The organism is Shewanella sp. Scap07, from assembly GCF_013394145.1.
Classification (GTDB): domain Bacteria; phylum Pseudomonadota; class Gammaproteobacteria; order Enterobacterales; family Shewanellaceae; genus Shewanella; species Shewanella waksmanii.
Genome location: NZ_CP041329.1, coordinates 337278 through 357453, shown reverse-complemented (window position 1 = coordinate 357453; position 20176 = coordinate 337278). Strand labels below are relative to the sequence as shown.

Genomic DNA, 20176 nt, shown 5'->3' with positions numbered 1-20176 from the left:
TCTAAGAAGAGAGCTCATAAACTATAAAATCATCCGTAACCTTCAAGACAACCTTCCACAACAAACAAGAACAGCACTTTGTTGAACCACAAAAAGTTCAACTTACTATCTGTTGCTTTCTTCCGGAAGATAGTCCTCGCTTTGATACTCCAACTTCTTCAAATCAACATCAAACATGGCGGTCAATAGCGGCTCACCCCCTGCATTGACACTAAATTCACCGTAACGCGCGGCTTCATATAACTTGGCATGCCCTTCTTGGAAGAAGAAGGCGTTAGTGGCAAACTTTATCTGTCCGTCTCTTACTCGGTATTGTAACTTTTGCTGATTGGGCGCTAACGTTTGATAAGCGCTAGCATCAGATACAATCCCGTTAAAATGGGCTAAGTGTTGTGCATCCAAGGTCACAATGACAAAACCGTCGTGGTTGTTCAGCTGACTTGGTTGTTGCTCTGTCGCCACCCCATCAATGCTCTCTGTATTGGTTGCTGGCATTAACGCTGTGCGAATGTCGTTGGCAATTTTAAATCGCAACGCCATATAGTCTCCCTGCATCAGGGAGCGAGGATCAACAGGTGCTAACTCAAGGTAGACTTTGACACCATGCGCTAGGTGTTGCTCCTTTTGATAAATTTGCCAATTCACCAAGCCAAGTAAGATAACTAAGGTGCCAAATAGCAGCAGTTTCTCTAGTCCTGCCCGTTTTTGGGCCAATCGCTGTGTGAGCTTATTCATTCTCACTCTCCTTAGCTAACGTACCGATAGTCGCTGTAACGGATTTCGGTGTACTGTATTTAAGAAGCAGCCAACGCATAGCTAACAGCGCCAATCCCAGTACCACAAGGGTCAACGATTTTTCTAGTAAGGTGTAATGTAAAAAATAGTAGTAAGCAGAAACAAAACTCAATAGCGCAGCAATGCCCAAGCCCATCAGCAAATAGTTACTCGCTGCAAAGCCAAGTAGGACAACAATTAACGCCACATTGATACCGGGCGCTTCAAACGACAATACAGAAATAATCACCATTGCTAGCCATACCCCATAGCGCAACTTTTGCGATAACTCGAGGTAAAAGCTGAGTATTTTGTTGGCCACATAGACCGATACTAGTGCCAATAAGATGTTGCCCATCCACGGAGCGGTATAGAAATCTTTGTCGGCGGTATCACTCATGAGTTGGTACCAAGAATACTGATAAGCCATAAAACATGACTGCATCAGCTGCGATATCAACAAGCCATAAGCAATTGCCTGATGACGATAAAACACACTGGCTACACCTGCTGATTTAAGCGGCTTAAATTCATTTAGTAGCAGCCAACAGGCCAGTCCAAATAGCAAACCGCCCGCAATGAAGGGCAGCTGAAATAATGCTAATGCCGCCATCAAACAACCGGCAAATAACCAGGCACTGCAAAAGCGGTGAATGTCATTGGGCATAATGCCAACCAGCACCAACTGCAATATGGCCGCCAACAACCAAGTCAGATTGGTGTCAAAATGCTGGGCCACGCCAAAAATCCACAATACTTGGCCACTAAAGCTCAATGCGAGCGCCAAATGTTCAGCAAATTCATTGTGGCTTTTGACCAATAACAGCCACGCCAGCAGCATTAGAATGATGCCCACGACATAGGGTCCTGCATCGCTTTCGATAATGAATTCGAACCCTAACGCCATAAAGCCCAAAAAGAATGAGGCTGCCAACCAGCCTGCAACAGCCAATAACAGTTTCACAAACCACGGCGAGTTCACTTCCGCGCCCTCAGGCGCCTCACCACTGACAAGTTGCTGCTGTGATAGCGCTTGCCACAGAGGCAGACTGGGCTGCTTTGTCGTAACGTCTACCTGCTTCATGGTTGCCATTCCTTGTTAACACGGCGCAGCCAAACTGCTGAGCCCGTCGCCATGCCGATGGTGGTCATTGATAACAACAAGAACCCGAGCTCATGGAGATTATCTAATAGATGAGTGGTTAAAAAGCTGATAACAATGACATTAACTGACAGCAATGTGCCTGCTAGCATGAATAAATCCGCTTTTACACGACGATAAGTTGCATACATTAGTGCACACCACACAGGCCACACCACAATAGGTAACCAGTCTTGATAGCTCAGGGGAGTATTACGACGATAGAAATAACTTGAGTCCACAATCAGCCACACCATTAACCAAGTGATGCACACGCCGCAAACCACTGCCAATATTCTGGGCGCCCAGCGAGCGGCTAACCACACGTAATGCTGGCTTGCTCTCTCCCAAACAATAAGCATCAATGAATTGAACGCAAATAAGCTCCACAGGGCATTAAGTTCGGCAGAGAAAAATAAGCCAACAGCAGAAAAGTTGATGTAATACAAAATCATGGCAATATTAAGTAGGCCAATCCATATCATCCAAAGTGCATTTAGCCGAGCGAGCATCACCCAAAGTGTAATCAACAGTGCCCAGTTGAAAAACAGTTGCCATGGGTCGGCACCGGTTTGATAGGTTTGACCAAACAAAGCCAATAACACCCCAAAGCAAACCGCTGCAATCAATAAAGAAATTTTACTCAGCGATGACTGAACCTCATCATGATTGGCTGCATTTTTCCCGCGCTTAGCAAGTCGATAATAAGCCAAAATCGATACGATGATGATAACCTCAACCAGCGCAAATTTGGCAAACTTGCCCATTTGCTGCCAGTTGTAAGCAATAAAAAACACCACAGCAAACAAAAGCGCTAAGCCGCCGCACCAAGCAAGTAATTGACTGATAAAACTCAACCAATTGTGGGGCCGAGGTCGTACGCCACTCACCAACAAAGCTTGGTCGATATGCTGCTCTTCGATGGCCTGTTGTTCAAGCAACTCAAGCAGCTGATTGCGATTTGAGATCATAATGAGTCCATTCTCAAAGGTTCCATGATTACTTTACTATGGTTTGCCGCGCAAAACATGACGCCAAGCAAAACAACACGACAGCGAGGCATTTGCGGTTAAACGATTGCAAGTGAGCGTTATAAATACACTACGTATTGGCTTTGATGCAAGTAAAGTCATTCGCTCTACTTGCTGTGATGAGTTACATTGAAGTGCTGTTATTAAGACGTAACTACCAGCCCACAGCAAACAAATATTGCCGCCGCAGATTCTCTGTCACAGCGTCATGTTTATCACTGCGGCAATGCCGCTGCGGTAACGTCAATAATGATTGCCGTTCCTTGTTCGCGTTCGCTATCTATGGTGATCTGCCAGCCTAGTTTTTCACACAGCCGGCTCACTATTGATAGTCCCAATCCAGACTTTTCTAAGACATTGTCATGTCGCTCTGCAGCCGCTTGCGAACACACCATGCCCTCACCGCTATCTTCAACAACAATACAACTGCCCTTCATCGATACCACTATTTGCCCTTGGTACGTATGCTGGTAGGCATTGCGGATTAAGTTGTCTAATACAATGGCGAGGTATCTTTTCGATGCCACCAGCATCAGCGACGGCGCGATCAAATTGACACTCTCGATGTCGGGCGAGCGCTTTAAATAATCATGTTTATTCATGGAGCACTGCACCAACTCATGTAAATCAAATTGGCTGTGCTGTTCGCCATCTTGCTCTTGCTTACCAAGTAGCAAAAAGGTCTCGATTAAGTGGCTCATATCAGCATTGGCACGCACGGCACGGTTTAAGAACTTTGCCATATGTTGCTGCTGACCTTCAGGCGCCGCCAGTGCTAACTCAATGGCTGCACGACTTGTCGCCAACGGCGTTCTTAACTCATGACTGACATCGCGAGAAAAGGCTTTTTCACGCTCAATCATTTGGTGTGACTTTGCCACAAACCGGTCAATTTGCTTGGCAAGAAAACCAATTTCATCGTTATAGTACTTACCGCGATTTTGTTGATATTGCTGATAATTATCTGCATCAACTGAGCTTGCTAAACGTGTCAGCGGCGACACAACCTGCTTTGCCAGCCAAAACCCAATGATTAAACTCAGCAGAAAAATCACCACCAATACATTGATGAACTTATTCAGGATGCGCTTTTCAGAGTTATTATCGTAATTAACAAAACCACTTACATCGGCAAAATAGTAAAAATGTGTCGCTAAATCCCCGCCTTCAATGGCGGCTTTTAACACATGGATATTTTTCTTTCTGGCCGAAAACTCATATATCGTAAAGCCTTGTGCTGTGGTAAATACGGGGCCAAGAATATCTAAATCTTGCAACGACTGGTGACGCAATATCCTTGCTTTAACGCTGGGGTCTGGAAAATACTCCGCGAGAGTAGCCAGCGCTTTATCTTCACTAGTCACCCGCACTTGTGCTGAGGTCATGCTAGATAAATCTTGCTGTGGCGCGCGTTGATACTGAGCCAACAAGACTTGCGCCTCTTGGGTTAAATACCAATTGAACAATTCATCAGAGTTATATTTAAGCCCAAAGAAAGTCACCCAGGTATAGCAAACACTAACCACAATAGAGAAAAATACGCAGGCGACGATAATTCTGAAACGGATACTCTGAATAAAGTTCATGAAATACTAAAGCCTCGCCCCTTAACGGTTTTAATTAGTGCGCGTTCAAAGGGTTTATCTATTTTATTGCGCAGCTTATAGATATGACTACGCAGTGAATCACTATCAGGTAGGCTATCTTGCCAAACAAGATGTTCTAATTCTTGCCTGAGCACCACTTCTGGGGATCGCTGCAGTAATATGACCAACAACTTATAGGTGTAGGGTGACAAGGTGATGGTCTGCCCGGCTCGGACCACTAATTCGGTTTTTAGATCAACGGTTAAGTCAGCCAAGGTCAATTGCGATTTAATGCCAACATAGCGTTTATATATAGCTTGAATGCGCATTTGTAATTCACTCAAATCAAATGGCTTTATCAAGTAATCATCGGCGCCAACGGCAAATCCGGCTTGCTTATCTCCTAAGGTATCGCGGGCCGTTAAAAACAGCACGGGCACATGATTATTATGCTGTTTTCTTAACTGGTCGCACAGTTCTAGCCCATCCATTTTCGGCATCGCAACATCAAAAATGTGCATATCGTAGTCACTGTTAAGCGCCGCATTGAGGCCTGCTTCACCATTAAAGGCAAGGTCGCAGCTGTGACCTTGCATCTCCAAGTAATCAACAATGCTTGCAGCTAGGTCGGTATTGTCTTCAACCAATAATATACGCACAGCAGCCCCTCACATTGACTCCCACAACTTGCACGTTAGCTCTTGTATTTTACTGAACAACCATAAGGTGGAGTCAGCTTATTTTTAACTGCTTTACCCGATAACAATGCCGCCATCGCTTGCTCGACATAATTGTCAGCTTTTTCAATATCAGCAATTTTGGCCGATTTGATGCTGTCGATGCCACCAGCATATCTCAACGTACCCTGTGGATCGATAATGTACATATGGGGAGTTGTTTTGGCACCGTACAACTTACCTACCTCACCTTCCGGATCAAATAAAACTTGGGTTGGCGCGGCGTTGCGGCTAGCGGTGAGTTCATCAGATGTAACGCTATCAATGTGGCCTTGCTTACCGGGTGCCGATGAAATGATTGATAACCACACAATATTGTCAGCGGTATATTTACGTTGCATACTAGGAATATTGTCGCTGTCATAATGTTTTTGCACATAAGGACACAGGTGATTCGTCCACTCTAAAATCACATACTTGCCTTGGTAGTCAGCCAAGTTAATTTGCTCACCTTTGGTGTTGGCCAAACTAAAATTCGGCGCCGCTTGATCTACTTTTACCGCAGCAAATGCACTTCCCATTAGCGTCATGAGTAAAACTGCGATTGCGATGATTTTTGTCTTAATCATTGTGTAGCTCCTTTTTAGCTAGATTGATTGCCTCTACAACAGTTTCAGGCGTGAGTATTTGGGGTAACACTTGCTCATAGTGGTTACCAGCGTATACAACATATAACGGCACACCAGAGCGCTGATATTGCGTTAAATAACTTAAAATTGTGTCATTCTTGTTGGTCCAATCTCCCACCAAATAGTGCACTTGCTCTTGCTCAAAAGCAGCCTGCACCAATTGAGTGTTAAACGCGACATGCTCATTCACTTTACAGGTGATGCACCAATCAGCGGTCATATTGACTAAGACCACTTGTTCACTGTCCCTAAGTTGCGCCAGTTTTTGTGGTGAAAACGCCAAATCTGACTTATCAGCCATCGGCGATGTCGCTGTACCACTGCTCAATAACGACCACGCCATTAGCACGATAGCCAAGCACAACGCCAGATACACATAGATGCCACTAAACTGGCGGCTTAACCAAATAGCGAGGGCAAAACCAACCAACGACATCAATAGCCCTAATTGTGCCATAGCGCTAGTTTGGCCTAAATAAACCCAAACTAACCAAGCCACGGTAGCTAACATAGGGAACACTAGCAGCTGCTTAAAGGTGTTCATCCATGGACCAGGTTTCGGCAACCATTTAGCAAAACGCGAAGAGATAAATAATAATGACAGCGGTAAGGCAAACCCTAAAGCTAGCGCAGTAAATATCAAATAGGTCGTGGCGGCTGGGCTGACTAATGCTACCCCAAGCGCAGCGGCCATAAATGGTGCGGTACAAGGGGATGCAACCACCACCGCTAACACGCCAGTGAAAAATTGGCTTGAAAAACTATTACCCGACACCAGTGCTTGACCAAAGCCGGCTAATCTCGCACCCGCAGGCGCAATATCCATTAATATCAGTGCGATAAACACAAACAGAAAAGCTAAAAAGGCGATAACGGCAGGTTCTTGCATATGAAAGCCCCAGCCTATCGCTTCACCACTGCTTTTTAAGACAATAATGACACTAGCAAAAAGGTTAAAGCAGACTAACACGCCTAAACCATAACCCAGCTTTTGACTGATGGTCATTTCATTGTGACCAATGGCTAACGCTTTAAACGACAATACCGGCAATACACAGGGCATGATATTTAGTATCAACCCTCCAATAAATGCCATTAACATCAATATAATAACTGAGTGGCTAGCGGCCACTTGGCCATCGTTTAGGCTCGCAGACAAATAGTAACCTACTGTGCCATCGGTCAATAAAAAGTCTAACTGCTGCGCCCCAGCAATGAAGTAATCAGATAGGGCAATAACTTGATTATTTACCCCGCCTTCGCTGACAAATTGCTGCTTTTGATTGTGTTGTGCAACATCTGATCGTAAAGGTAATAGTGACCACTGAGCCTGAAAAGGGGGTTGATAGGCCACTGTTAAGTAGTTGTCAGTGACTTCAAACTTGGCGCTGATACTGTCTTTATTAGGCAGCTGCTCGCGAGTTTGAGTAAAAAGACTGGCAGTCGCCGATTTTTGTCGCTCATTTGCCACGGGTAGCGTAATGCTTAAATCCGCCCAGCCGGGAATACAGTCTTCTTTACACACCAACCAAGATAGCGCCACCTGAATATCGACCTGCTGTGCAAGCTCTGCTCCTTTGGCGAGGTCCACAGGCACCATCAACAACACTTGCCCTTCATAGCCATAATTTACCAGATGGGCCACAGGAATTTGTTGTGGAATGGGCCACTGAATATCACCAAACTCAAGCTCGGTAGACGCCAGCCAGGTTACACTTGGCGCTTCACCGGAATCGCCAGGGTTTTGCCAATAGGTATGCCAGTGCGTCTCCGGGGTGAGCAACACCCCTAGCCAGTTTGTCTGGCCGGGTGTAAGTTGCTGATATTCTGCCACCAGGGCAACTTCAATATGCTCACCTTTGGCCGTGCTCTGTCCATAAACAAAGCTACTCGGCAGCCACAGCGCGCAAAGAAACAACACAATATTCAGTCTATTCATAAACACTATCATCTGCTTATAGGCTGCTGCTAAGCAACTTGACCCCATTTAAGTACTAGGCTTATTAGCGCGCATTTTTTGCATGTTGCAATTCGCCCACTAAAATCTTCTCTTGATCCGCTCTAGGTTTGGCAAACCTTGCTAACCACACATATAACACCGGTGTTAAGAACAAGGTAAATACCACGGCAATGCCCAATCCGCCGAATACAACCCAACCTATGGCATTACGCGCTTCGGCACCAGCCCCTGTAGAGAGAATTAACGGTAAACCGCCAAAAACTGTTGACAGCAAAGTCATCATAATTGGTCTTAAACGCACTTTACCTGCTTCAACAATCGCCTCGTTGATACTCGCGCCTCTGTCTCTTAGTTGGTCGGCGAACTCCACCAATAAAATGGAGTTCTTCGCCAACAAACCTATCAGCATAACTAAGCCAATTTGAGAGTAAATATTGATGGTGGTTCCAGTTAGCCACACAGCAAATATGGCGGCAGCAATACCAAAGGGCACGGTTAGCATGACCACTAAAGCACTATAAACACTTTCAAATTGTGCCGCTAACACCAAGAGTACGATTAAGAATGCCACCACATAAGTCATGGTAACTTGTCGCTCTGTTTCTTGGTAAGTTTTTGCTTCACCCAATAAAATAAGATCGTAGCCATTGGGCAGATGCTCTCTGGCAAGTTGACGGATGATCTGCACCGCATCTGCCATTGTCATATCTTCTGGCAGATCAGCACTGACTTCGATAGCTCTGCGCTGCGCGTGGCGCTCAAGCTCTGCAGCAACCCCTTCTTCGGAAATGTAAGCGATTGATGATAGCGAGACCAGCTCACCATTTTGCGCGGCAACATACAAATTAGTAAGATCAGAGGGATCTGCAGAGTCTTTGTAGGAAGATTGCAAAATAATCGGCACCGCTTTATCACCGACATTTAAATCTGTCAGATCGTCGCCACCAATGGCTGCTCGTAAGGTTTGATTGATGTCACTGAATGGCACCCCTAATTCTTCGGCACGATTGCGGTCAATGTGAACACGCATCTGTGGTTGCGTCGGCTGATAAGAGATCTCTAATTGACCAAATTCAGGGGAACGGCTCTCAACTAGTGCGGAAAACGACTGCGCGACGCGAAAGATGTCATCATAATCATTACCGGAGATGGCAAAATCCAATCCACCACCTTGGCCTCTCAAGTTTAAACTGTTGGCACCGAACGCCCGTGCTGGCGCGCCAGGAATTGCCGCTAATTTAGGCCGAATTTCACTAATGATCTGTTGCTGACTATTATCGCGTTGATCCCAATCTTTAAGATTGACGGTCATAAACACAATATTGGGGTCCCACTGACCCACGACCGTTCTGATGGACTGAATGTCTCCCAGTTCGGCATAAGGCAACAAAATATCTTCCATGACTTCGGCTTGGCGGTCCATGAAGGAGATACCCACTCCATCTGGCCCCTTGGCACGAACACGGATGGTTCCTCTATCTTCTGATGGCAGTAGCTCTTTATCAACTTTGCTATATAACAATGTTGCACTACCCGCTGCGGTAACACTGAGCATGAGAATCAGCCATGGAAGTTTAATGCAAACTTGCAGGGATTTCTCATAGGCGGTCACAATAGCGCTACCCACCTTTTGCAACTTAGGTTTTTGTTCAGTTTGATTGTGGCTATTGATTCGAGCTTTTAGCGCGGGCACTAAAGTTAATGCCACCAGCGACGAGATGATCATTGCACCGGCTAACACACCGCCAAACTCCCTAAAGAGTTTACCGGCAGTTGATGGTAAAAATGCAATGGGTAAGAAAACCGCCACCAGCACCGCAGTTGTCGCCACAACGGCAAAAAACACTTCTCGGGTTCCCACTACCGCCGCGGCTCTAGATTTTACCCCAAGGGATTTATGTCTTTGAATATTTTCGGAGACAACAATAGCATCATCAACAATTAGTCCGGTTGCCAGTACCAGAGCCAGCAAAGTTAAGATGTTAATTGAAAAGCCAAAGGCCCAAATAATCACCAGTACGCCAATTAACGACACCGGAATAGACAGCGCCGGCACTAACGTGGCTTTCCAACTGCCTAAAAATAGCCATAGCGTGAACACCACTAACAAAATGGTATAGCCCAGCGACTTAATCACCTCTTCAACCGAGCTACGTATAAACTGGGCGTCATCGGAAGTGACATAGATATCCAGGTCGGGATAGCGCTGTTTGACCTCCTCGACCATTGCCAGAGCTTGGTCTGATATCTCAATAGTATTAGCGCTGGCTTGCCGGATGACCCCCAAACCAATAACGGGTTCACCGTTTAAGCGCACAAAACTGTGGGCATCAGCAGGACCAAAATACACGCTAGCGACATCTCCAACCCGCGTGGTGCCATTCACCATGATATTTTCCACTTCGGCGGCCGTCACGGAAGTAGCATCAGCACGAACAATCACTTGGTGATCGGTAGAGCGTAAACTGCCGGCGGCAACATCAAACGGCGCCGACCTTAACGCTGTCGCGATATGGGTGAAAGACAAGCTATAGCTTGCCAAGCGCACGGGGTCGACAACCACCCTTAATACTCGCTGTCTTTCGCCGTTAAGCCTGACATCGGCAACGCCCGGTATTGAGAGAAACATCGGCGAAATATCACGTTCAACGATATCCGCAATGGTTTCGGTATCGATACTTTGACTGCCTATGGCGATATTAAGTACCGATTGAGCGTCATTGTCTGCTTTAACTATCGACAGTTGCTCTACTTCCTCTGGAAGCTGGCGCTGCACTCGACTGACTGATTCGCGCAGTTCATTAGCCGCATCATCAATGTTAATGCCTGGGCGAAATTCGACGCGAACACGAGATGAACCTTCTTCGCTTTGTGCTCGAATTGACTTAACTCCGCTAACTCTCGCCGCCGCTCCCTCAATTCTGCGCGTAATTTCATTGTCGACAGTTTCAGGCGCACCACCAGGAAAATTAGCAACCACACTGACTATGGGACGATCTACGTCAGGTAATTCTCGCACTTCAAGACCAAGAATCGCCGACAAGCCGGCAATAATAATAAGAATATTGAGGACAACAATCGTGACCGGACGGCGAACAGAAAGTGATGGCAGATCGTCTTTATTTTGAAATAGATTAAGCATGATTTGTCCTTAACTTACTGACCGCTTACTAGCATACTTTTCGATGCCACTTCAGCACCTTCACGCAACCGCTGTATACCCTCAACAATCAAGGTGTCACCATCTTGTAAGTCCCCTTCTACCAATATGGAGCCTCTAAGACGTTGCTTTATCGCTACCGATTTTTTAACCGCTTTGCCATCTTTCTCTAGCCAAATGTATGAGCCTGTCGCCCCCCAAGCCAAGGCGGATTCTGGCACCACAGGATAGAGAGCACCTTGAGTGTTCAAAGTGACCTTAAAACTCAGGCCAGGACGAAATAAATCTTCTTGGTTGTCGAGCAATGCCCGTACCTTTAAAGTGCGATTGTTCGCATCAATCCGGCTATCGAGTTGGGCAAGAGAGGCCTGATAAATTTCACCTCGATCATGCCATGGCTCAACGGTCACTTCGGTGTTAGTCGCCACTAAGCGATACGAAGATTCCGGCACAGTGAAATTAATGTATAACTGCTGACGGTCATCAATTGTGGTAATGAGCGTAGACTGGTTGATCCTGTCACCAACCTCAATATCGACTAAGCCTAAGTAGCCACTAAAAGGTGCGACTAAACTGCGATCTTCCATATCCGCTTCCGCTTCTGCCACTGCAACCTGCGCTAACCCATGTAGCAGCTTGGCTTTGTCCACTTCAGACTCGGTAGCCGCACCGCTCGCTTGGCTTTTAACCAAGCGCTGTACATCCCTTTGGGTATCAGCCAACGCGATTTTCGCTCGTTGTAGTGCGGCCAACTGCCGGCGGGCATCTAACTCCATTAGCAAGGTGCCTTTCTCGACAAAATCACCGGGTTCAAAAGTGATATTGGTGACTTTATCCGAGGCCGCAGAGTATAAGCTGACTGACTTATGCGCCTGTGCTGTACCAACAGTTTCAATGGTGAATTGAATGGACTGAAAGGATAATGCCTCGGTAATGACATTCGACGGCGCTCTTTTGCGCTCTTCGGCGATAACTGAGGTAGATAGCAAACATACTGCTATCAAATAAAGGATGACTGATTTCATAGGGCCCTTCTAAAACCTAAAATAAACGTACCGCTAGGCTCAGTATTTAGTTAAACATATGTTAAATATAAGTCGACAAACGTGAACGGAACGTGAAAACGGCTAGATTAGGTATCGTGGCGCTAAGCCCGGAGATAACAGCACAGATTAAAGAACGAATAGTGACTCACACCTTACTTTAGATATGATATAACGTAACAAATGTAAAGTTAGCAGTAACAATATCCATAGATAAGTTATCTATCACCACTGAGTCAGATGTGATGAGTGTAAGAGCTTGGTAGTTAAATCTTCACAATTTCACTGATAGCACACTGAACTGACAATGTTAGACCTCAGTTGGTTTAGTTAATAACAGTACTGACTGTTTAGCCACCATTGGAGGGTGAAAAAGTTATGACAAAGCATGAAAATGAACAGGTTGATCAACGCCAACTCACGCAGATTAGCCGCTTTGTACCGCAACTGCGCAGAACTGCAGTTATCTCTACAAGCACTGACGTGTTAACCGACATCTATCAAGAAGATGTGAACATTGCTGTATGGCAACAACAGCTGAGCGATGATATGATTCTCAGTGCACAGCAACTGGTTACTCAATTTCCACACCTTAAAGTTGTTATGACCGTTGCCCCTGCGGATACCTACAAACAATTAGCAGAGCATTTAGGCTTGTTTGCAAACAACCATGAAATTTGCCTCAAGATCAGTTTGCTGGTTGATATGTTTTGCACTTTATTTGACCTAAAACGAGTCGGCCTAAGGTTAACTGCACTAGAAACCGCCATGTGCCCTAAATTTCATGTCGATAAAGTCCCTTGTCGACTGGTAACAACTTTTACCGGCAGCGCAACACAGTGGCTCAACAATAATATTATTGACCGCTCCAAATTAGGAGCAGGCAGCCTAGGTATATCAGACGAGCAATCAGGGCTGTATCGAGCAAGCAGCCACATCAATCAACTTTCTGTCGGTGATGTAGCCTTACTAAAGGGGGATGGTTGGTTTCACAACGAAGGTGGCGGCCTAGTACACCGCTCTCCAAGCCTAAAAACCGGAGAGAAAAGGCTGCTACTAACACTCGATTTCAGTGACTAAAAACCTGCCTTGCAAATAGCGGTACATAAAAACAAAAGGCCCCACATTGCTGTGAGGCCCTTTATTAAAAAGAGGTGAGTTGGCCGATAAGCCGCCATGCCTTGATCGAGTGTGGAGTGGACAGTTACTCATCTAGGCCTGCTATCGCTGTTGGTAAAAACAAAAGGCCCCACATTGCTGTGAGGCCTTTTATTGAAAAGAGGTGAGTTGGCCGATAAGCTAACTGGCAAACTCTAACTTTTTGAATTCATTGATACACAATTAATGTATGAGTTTTTAGTGTACCACTTTGTGTCTCAGCCTCAAGCGAACTAAGCCACTAACTTCACTCCACAATAATTTCTACGCTTCGCTCTATCTGTTGAAGTGTATGATTCAGTCGACTGATACCACGATTTACCTTCATGCCATGTAAGCTGTCGTATAACCTCACCATAAGTGATTTCACCCGTTAAAAGACATACGACCTCACCGAAAACTTTGCAATCATAAAGAACGCCATCAGTGCGACACTGCAACGCATAGTTTTGAGCTTTTTCATCAGAGCCTTGATAGTACATGGCTAATAGATACCACTCTTCATACTTCGACCTATTCGTTCTAATGAAGTTAGGCTTGAGCATTAACATCTGCTGCCCAGAACTATCTATCACCTTTCTAACTAAATCCAAAGATTTGAGTTTCTGAAATAGCCTATCAACTGCTGACTTGCTTTTACCGATTATTTTAGCTGTACACCGTATACTCTTCTGAAAGCAATAATCACGCTTATCGAACACCTTTCGTGATTGCTTAGTCCTACTATGGACAATCAAATACAGTAATTTTCGTTCTCTATCTGTTAATAAAGACATTTATTTCCTCCTTTAATTAATGAAACACCTCCTCAGGTATATTTTTTGGGACACGCAAAATCGACTAAAACCGAGTAATACCAACGGATGTAGCCATGTTTAGCAAGCAAAATGCTAATATATAGAATTGAATAATATGAGATAAAAATATGAGTACCTTCTTAATCACCACTTAACACTTAGCTGTACCTCCTCCTCTACTTTAAAACCTGATAACAACAGACAGAAACAAGAAAACCTTCTAAATAGAAGGCCTTATGAAATGTTAACAATAAATTTTACTATGGGTAGTACTATTGGTTTACTACATGAAACCCAACATAACCTATGACTTAATAAAACGGTAAAGAGTAGCAACCCCTACACCGACAGCTCTAGCAGACTCCTCCTTACTCAGCCCGCTGTTAACCAAATCAAGCGCACGCTGACACTTCTTAACTGTTTCAGGTGATTGCCGCCTACCTTTATATTTACCTTCTTCCCTAGCCTTGGCTATTCCAATAACCTGCTTCTCAAGAATCTGCTCTCTTTGCATTGTGGCTACGGCTGCTAATGTAGTGATAACCATTTTACCAGTTGCACTGGTGACATCTATACGCCCTAGGTCATCAACAATCAGTGACACATTTCTATTAGTCATATCATCAATGAAATTTAGAACCTCGGTAGTATTACGTCCCAACCGTGATAAATCCTGAACAATAATAGTGTCAGATGCTTTAACTGTTTCACAAAGAGATGCAAAGGCGGGTCTATCGAGTGATTTACCACTAAAGTTTTCAGCAAATAGATTATCTACTGGCACATCATATTTATCACACAAGTAATCAACCTGAGGCTTTAGCTTTTGCCCATCGGTACTAACTCTTGCGTATATGTATGTTGTCATAACCACCAACCCTATCATTAAGATACCCAAATGATAAATCTATCATATAGGTTATGTCAAGCTTAAATGATAGAGCTATGTCAACCTGTCATATGGGTATAGTTTATTGATTGTCACCAACCACAATGAAGTCACACTTTGGATTAATGTATAAGTGTTATTCTGCGGGACATTTTCTCAAGAAACGTTAGGAATCTATAACGTATAGTTGTAATAGACGTAAATAACCACTAAGCAAATAAAGTAATCACAAAATCAAACAACATTTGTACACATTCAATTATAAATGAAGCAGCTTTAGATATTGGAGACGTAAAGGCCCACCCTTTAGTTCTGGATATTACCCACCACAAAGAGATTGCAGCATGAATAATGGAAAACAATATCAACGAGTATAAAACCGCCCTCGCATAAGCTATTTTGTTTTCCAAGTTTTTTCTAAAGTCAATAATAGCCTTAAATGCCTCACCACTCTTCTTTTCTAACCGCCCCATCAAGCTTTTATACTCAGTTTTTATGGATTTAATAGACTGCAACTCAGATATCATCATCATAAAAAATACGACTGACACAATTAGAGCGACCAGTGCCACCCCCGCATTAGCAGCTATAATTTCATTGGAGGTTTCACTGGATTTTGAAGTAATAATAGATTGTGTTCGTGTTGAAGTTAAAAATATTGCAGCAGGTATCATCAAAGACTTAGCTAGCGCAGTGCTAACCAAGTCATTCACCTTAATCATATAATCCCTATAACGCTCCTCATACTCTTCTCTCAACTTGTCAAAAGAAAATCCAACAGAATATGCCTGATAAGCCTCATCAAATTTAAGACTAAAGGAGCTGAAGTTACTGAGCAAATATGCAAACTTATTCTCAGTCTCGACATGATATAGGAATGAGTGAAGGGTGTTTTGTAAAATATGCCCCTTCTCCACTTCATGTGCCTTATCTTTTTGAAGAAGCCTTATAAACTTTGTCAGTCCATCAAATCCATTTTCGAGACATGACACGGTGTACTCACCATTCAGGTATAACTTCCCCTTATAAAGAAAGGTCAATCCGTTCGCAGTGACGTCATCAGACCTTTCAAGCAAAACTGACCACAAGCTATGCACTTCCAGATAATGCTTCAATCTACCCGATGGAGTTTTACAGGGATAGTAAATAACTCCCTCGATTTCCGAAGTAACAACGAAGTTGCTTGGCCCTACCGTTGGGTGGGTGGCTATTAAGCTATTAAAATCTTTAAAAAACCTAACTGGACCGCTATCTACATTGAAAGAAACTTCGACCTTTTTACCGTAGCTTTCAGAATAAAAACTATTAACCGATTCCTTTCTTTTAATTCTCCCACCAACTGCTCCAATATATTCACTCACAAGGTTGTGAGCTGCTGCTTTTTTTATGAGCTTCAGGGTTCTATCATTAAGGACAACTTCCGCTATCAAAGTTGAAGCATCATCCGACCATACTGGTGACAAACCTTCAAATATTTCTTGGGTATCACTAGGAGCTATATCACTCACGTTGCTTATCCACAGGCGGTAAGTAAGCCAAAACCTCATCAACAATATCCTGAGGAAGGCTCTTGAACGTTAGTGTTTTATGCTTCCTATCGAAAATGATAGACTTGTTCAGAGCACTCGTGCTGAAGCTGAGCTTGTAATCCTTGCTTTCACCCTGTATTCGCGAAAAAGACCTAAGCGCAACCTTATCAATTCCAACTGTATCACTTAATTTAAAGTCATTATGCGCTATGGCTAAAAATTGATTACATTCATCTTCTTCTGGGAACAAGTGCATAGACAAAGATTCAAGGTTTATACGTTCCTCATCATAGTTTTTCACCCTATCATGACAATAAGCCTGAGCAGATTCACACAAAACACTTACTCGCTCAGCGGGGATACCCTGCTGGCGACACATTTCAGTTATCGCATCTTTTAATGCATTGGTATCAGCCTTGTAATCACTTGGCTCACTGCAGCCTAGGAAATCCTGAAAATAACGCCTAACATCTCCAGTCCCCTTACCCAGCTTAAAAGATATAGGCCTAGACGCCCCCTCAACCCAATCGTTGATACACACTTTAGCCCCAAGATTTAAAGAATCTAGGTTAATTCGCTCAATATCCTCAAAGGTTAGCTCTTTATCGTCAATGTCAGTCCCATCAATTCGGTGTAGAAACACCGTACAGAGATAGTATACAGCATCACCATCGAAGTCCTGCGAGTAATAGTATGTAATAAGAAAGCCGTCTCGTGCATTAACCGCCTGAGCCTTATTCAGCTTTTTAGCCAACAGCTCAGCAAATTTAGAAGAAAGCAGTCTGTAGTCCTTGAAAAGCATATCATCAGGCTTGAAGCTACCTTTCATTAAATTTGAAAAGGTGGACTCTTCAGGTTCTTTGACAAATTCCCCAACCTTCATGCCTCCACCTTTGAATAGGGTGGTCAGTTTAGTGGTTACATTTTCTGATAGGTTTGCAACATCATTCTCTTCATCCCTTGTTTTAGAGATAGCGGTGTTATTATCGTCACGCTTAATTGAAGAAATGATTAAGTTGTGAATCGTGCCGTCCATGGAGCTCCTAGTAAATTCTGGGAAAAGGTAGAGACGAAGCCAATTACACTACATTAAATGGTTAATTTCAATTAACGAATACTTGCTTCATGTTGTAAATCAAAGAAATGTAGAGCTTTATAACTAAAAAAGGCATCCAACCCTTCAAGGGATTTCAAAATTGCAACAAAGTTAAGAGGGTATGGTCTTTCGATACTAAGCACCTCTGACTTATATCTGCCAAGCTAGTTTAGATATTTATGGGCTCAAAGTTATTTAGCTTGAATACTCTGGGCTCCCGTCAAAGCTCCTGCGCCACAAAACGAAATTAAGGCTTCATCTTTAAACGAAAAGGCTTCTTTAGATTTGGCAACATCAGACTCTTCAAATATAGAATATAGGCAGGAATTTCCATCTTTCGTGACATAAACAAAAGAGCTATTTCGGTGAATGTAATACCCACTAGCATTTTCTAAAACTATTTCGCCCATAATTTTTTTACCATTTATAAGTATCTGGGTGCACTGCCTTACGTGTTTTTCCTTGAGCATTTCAGTGGTAGCCACTGAGCAAACATCACCACTCATACTTTTCTTTATGTAATCATTACCAGCCAAATATCCAATTAATGCAGGGAAAAAAAACACACTTATCACTATTGGCACCAAATGGACTAAAGTGACACCAGTTATCATAATTGCAGTAAAGCCAGACGTTAACCCAACAACAGCCAACGAGAACTTTACCCACAACCTTTTTATAAAACCATTGGAAACTCTTTTGACTTTTTTGGCTACCACTCTAACAGTTGCAATTTTGAAGTACATCAAAACGATAGTCACACTAAATAACGCAACAAAAATTAAAAAAGGACTATGAAATAGTATTTTATTTAAACTATTAGCCAAGCCTTCCCAGTAATTTTCAATACCGAGCTTACTTAGTAAGTGTATATACCCTAGGACAGCTGAGTTAAAAACCTCTCTGACCTCATAATTTCCAGAGAGGTTACCCAACCCCATCCCCAATATAAGCCCTTTCTGGTAGCCAACTCCAAACAGTGCAGATATTAAAGTCATCAATCCAAATATCTTTAATACCCAATTTAAGTAGTCAACATTTGTGACAACTTTTTTGTTCAATTCCTCTTTCCCATTTGAAGCATCATCACCTTTCACAATCCCTCCTTAGATAATCAATACAATATAAACCCTTACCAATCCTTAATAGAATCTACCACTACAAGCAATGACTTAACATCAAATTCATGGGTATAACGCTTGGATATCCCTAGCTCTGTTTTTTGGTGACCAACTACAGTCTGAAATAAAGATGTTCCCACACCACACTGTTGCACCTTGGTGATGAATGAGTGCCTGAAGCTATGTAACGTGTACCGCTGCCCTTTGTCGTTACTAGCTGGTATATCTTGCTCTTCCATTAAAGACTGAGCGTGATAGGTTAATCTGTTAGGGTTGTTAACTATTTCGGGGAATAGATAGTTGTCGCACTCCTGCGCAAACTCTACAAACCCCAGTTTAATTAGGTCTTTATGTAGAGGAATTGGTCTGGTTGCAGCATCTGTCTTACCCGATTTAATCCAAAGGTAATATCTCTGAGTATCTTCATCCAACCTTAAACTTTCACTTGTTAAACCAGTTATATCACCTCTTCTAGCCCCCGTAAAAATAGCTAAAAGGATTGCCCACTTTTGCCAGCCATCCAGTGAAACAGCTTTTTCTTTTAGCTTCCTAATTTGAGTATCTGAGAAATTCGCATAAGAAACTGACTTCACCTCGTACCTGACATTAGCTGTAGGAGCCGTTTGAAAGATATCCCTCTCTACTGTGAGATATGCACTAAAGAAGCTCTGGCATAGTTTCAACAAGCCTTTTACAGTCTTTGCAGATACTTTTTCATACTCTGCAATATCTTCCTCATCAAAAGCCATCACCTCTCTAACTGTCATTGCGTGATAAGGTTTGATATTCCCTTTAGGAAAGTCTTGGTAACGTGACAACAGCCCTTTAACCATCCGCTTATCAATCAGCGTTACGTCTATATCCCCCCAGAATTCATGCATTACCTCATAAAGTCGGTTATTTTGCGTGGCTATCTTATGCGTCCAATCTACTTTAAATTGCTTAAAATCCGCCCATGCCTCACTCAGCAAATATGGCTTTACAGCCTCAATGCCCACCTCTGAGAGCTCTTCAGCTTTATGATACAGGTCATTAAAGACCTCTGACCTACCATTCCATATACGCTCAATCATAGCCTCTGACAGGATTAAGGCTAGTTGTTCGAAATCACGTCTAGGCTCTATTTCTGCTGGTGGAAGAGTTTTCAAGCCGTATTCAGAGGGCTCGTACTTACCACCCCCACTTTTCAGACTGCCTCTAATTTCGTCACCCATAACTTCAAACATTGTCGTTGCATTATTTTCGTTATGAAGGTCTCTTTCATGCTCTCGAAGACTATCAGCCCAAGAATAATCTGTTAGTTCTGCAAATAACTGCTTTAGAGAGATATGTGGTGACTTCATCGTTTTGATGCGCCTAATAACTGGTAATTTAGGTGCAATTCTAGCAATAGCCACACTGTAAGAGTCAGTAAACAGAGAGAACTTTATTTCAGAGTGTGAAGTGTATGGTCTAAATCTAGAGGGAACCCTAAAACGGAAGTAATAGATATGATTTCTTTGAAAGATATAACGCATTGTGTACC

General features: G+C 43.4%; 16 protein-coding genes and 1 pseudogene. 1 reads left to right on the top strand and 16 read right to left on the bottom strand.

Annotated elements, in window-relative coordinates; translation table 11 throughout:
- Positions 1-105: 105 nt before the first annotated feature.
- From FLM48_RS01820 to FLM48_RS01780, 9 genes are all read right to left on the bottom strand, one after another.
- Entirely contained in the window at positions 106-735 is a 630-nt protein-coding gene (locus FLM48_RS01820) for a GDYXXLXY domain-containing protein (protein WP_179023070.1), read from the bottom strand.
- Positions 728-1858: a DUF4401 domain-containing protein gene (locus FLM48_RS01815; protein WP_179023068.1), complete on the bottom strand. Its 1131-nt coding sequence runs from the start codon at positions 1856-1858 to the stop codon at positions 728-730. The genes FLM48_RS01820 and FLM48_RS01815 overlap by 8 nt, the downstream gene beginning before the upstream one ends.
- Positions 1855-2886 (bottom strand): DUF2157 domain-containing protein, encoded by a 1032-nt coding sequence (locus FLM48_RS01810; protein ID WP_179023066.1) that lies wholly within the window; start codon positions 2884-2886, stop codon positions 1855-1857. Before FLM48_RS01810 ends, FLM48_RS01815 begins: the two co-directional genes overlap by 4 nt.
- A 275-nt stretch (positions 2887-3161) precedes the next feature.
- Positions 3162-4532 (bottom strand): HAMP domain-containing sensor histidine kinase, encoded by a 1371-nt coding sequence (locus FLM48_RS01805; protein ID WP_179023064.1) that lies wholly within the window; start codon positions 4530-4532, stop codon positions 3162-3164.
- On the bottom strand, positions 4529-5191 hold the full coding sequence (locus FLM48_RS01800; protein ID WP_028775284.1) for a response regulator transcription factor: 663 nt from the start codon (positions 5189-5191) through the stop codon (positions 4529-4531). The genes FLM48_RS01805 and FLM48_RS01800 overlap by 4 nt, the downstream gene beginning before the upstream one ends.
- Positions 5192-5226: 35 nt before the next feature.
- On the bottom strand, positions 5227-5838 hold the full coding sequence (locus tag FLM48_RS01795) for a redoxin domain-containing protein (protein ID WP_179023062.1): 612 nt from the start codon (positions 5836-5838) through the stop codon (positions 5227-5229).
- Positions 5831-7837 (bottom strand): protein-disulfide reductase DsbD, encoded by a 2007-nt coding sequence (locus FLM48_RS01790; RefSeq protein WP_179023060.1) that lies wholly within the window; start codon positions 7835-7837, stop codon positions 5831-5833. Before FLM48_RS01790 ends, FLM48_RS01795 begins: the two co-directional genes overlap by 8 nt.
- Before the next feature lie 64 nt (positions 7838-7901).
- A complete protein-coding gene (locus FLM48_RS01785) occupies positions 7902-11000 on the bottom strand; it encodes an efflux RND transporter permease subunit (protein ID WP_179023058.1) in 3099 nt (1032 codons plus the stop codon).
- Between the two features lie 14 nt (positions 11001-11014).
- A complete protein-coding gene (locus FLM48_RS01780) occupies positions 11015-12043 on the bottom strand; it encodes an efflux RND transporter periplasmic adaptor subunit (protein WP_179023056.1) in 1029 nt (342 codons plus the stop codon).
- Positions 12044-12439: 396 nt separating this feature from the next.
- Between FLM48_RS01780 and FLM48_RS01775 the strand changes: the two genes are divergently transcribed.
- Positions 12440-13141 (top strand): DUF1826 domain-containing protein, encoded by a 702-nt coding sequence (locus FLM48_RS01775; protein WP_179023054.1) that lies wholly within the window; start codon positions 12440-12442, stop codon positions 13139-13141.
- Positions 13142-13452: 311 nt separating this feature from the next.
- Here the strand turns inward: FLM48_RS01775 and FLM48_RS01770 are convergent, their stop codons facing one another.
- From FLM48_RS01770 to FLM48_RS22870, 7 genes and pseudogenes are all read right to left on the bottom strand, one after another.
- The gene (locus tag FLM48_RS01770) at positions 13453-13995 is read right to left on the bottom strand and encodes a hypothetical protein (RefSeq protein ID WP_179023052.1); all 543 of its coding nucleotides are present in this window, start codon (positions 13993-13995) and stop codon (positions 13453-13455) included.
- Positions 13996-14320: 325 nt separating this feature from the next.
- Complete coding sequence (locus FLM48_RS01765; RefSeq protein WP_179023050.1) at positions 14321-14884, bottom strand: recombinase family protein; 564 nt, start codon at positions 14882-14884, stop codon at positions 14321-14323.
- Positions 14885-15114: 230 nt separating this feature from the next.
- A complete protein-coding gene (locus FLM48_RS01760) occupies positions 15115-16413 on the bottom strand; it encodes a hypothetical protein (RefSeq protein WP_179023048.1) in 1299 nt (432 codons plus the stop codon).
- Positions 16406-17470: a nucleoid-associated protein gene (locus tag FLM48_RS01755; RefSeq protein ID WP_179023046.1), complete on the bottom strand. Its 1065-nt coding sequence runs from the start codon at positions 17468-17470 to the stop codon at positions 16406-16408. The genes FLM48_RS01760 and FLM48_RS01755 overlap by 8 nt, the downstream gene beginning before the upstream one ends.
- A gap of 251 nt (positions 17471-17721) precedes the next feature.
- On the bottom strand, positions 17722-18627 hold the full coding sequence (locus tag FLM48_RS01750; protein ID WP_179023045.1) for a hypothetical protein: 906 nt from the start codon (positions 18625-18627) through the stop codon (positions 17722-17724).
- 35 nt (positions 18628-18662) lie between these two features.
- Positions 18663-19994 (bottom strand): tyrosine-type recombinase/integrase, encoded by a 1332-nt coding sequence (locus tag FLM48_RS01745; RefSeq protein ID WP_179023043.1) that lies wholly within the window; start codon positions 19992-19994, stop codon positions 18663-18665.
- A 42-nt stretch (positions 19995-20036) separates the two neighbouring features.
- Positions 20037-20168, bottom strand: a pseudogene (locus tag FLM48_RS22870) (DUF6538 domain-containing protein); the annotation flags it as partial.
- Between the last annotated feature and the right edge of the window lie 8 nt (positions 20169-20176).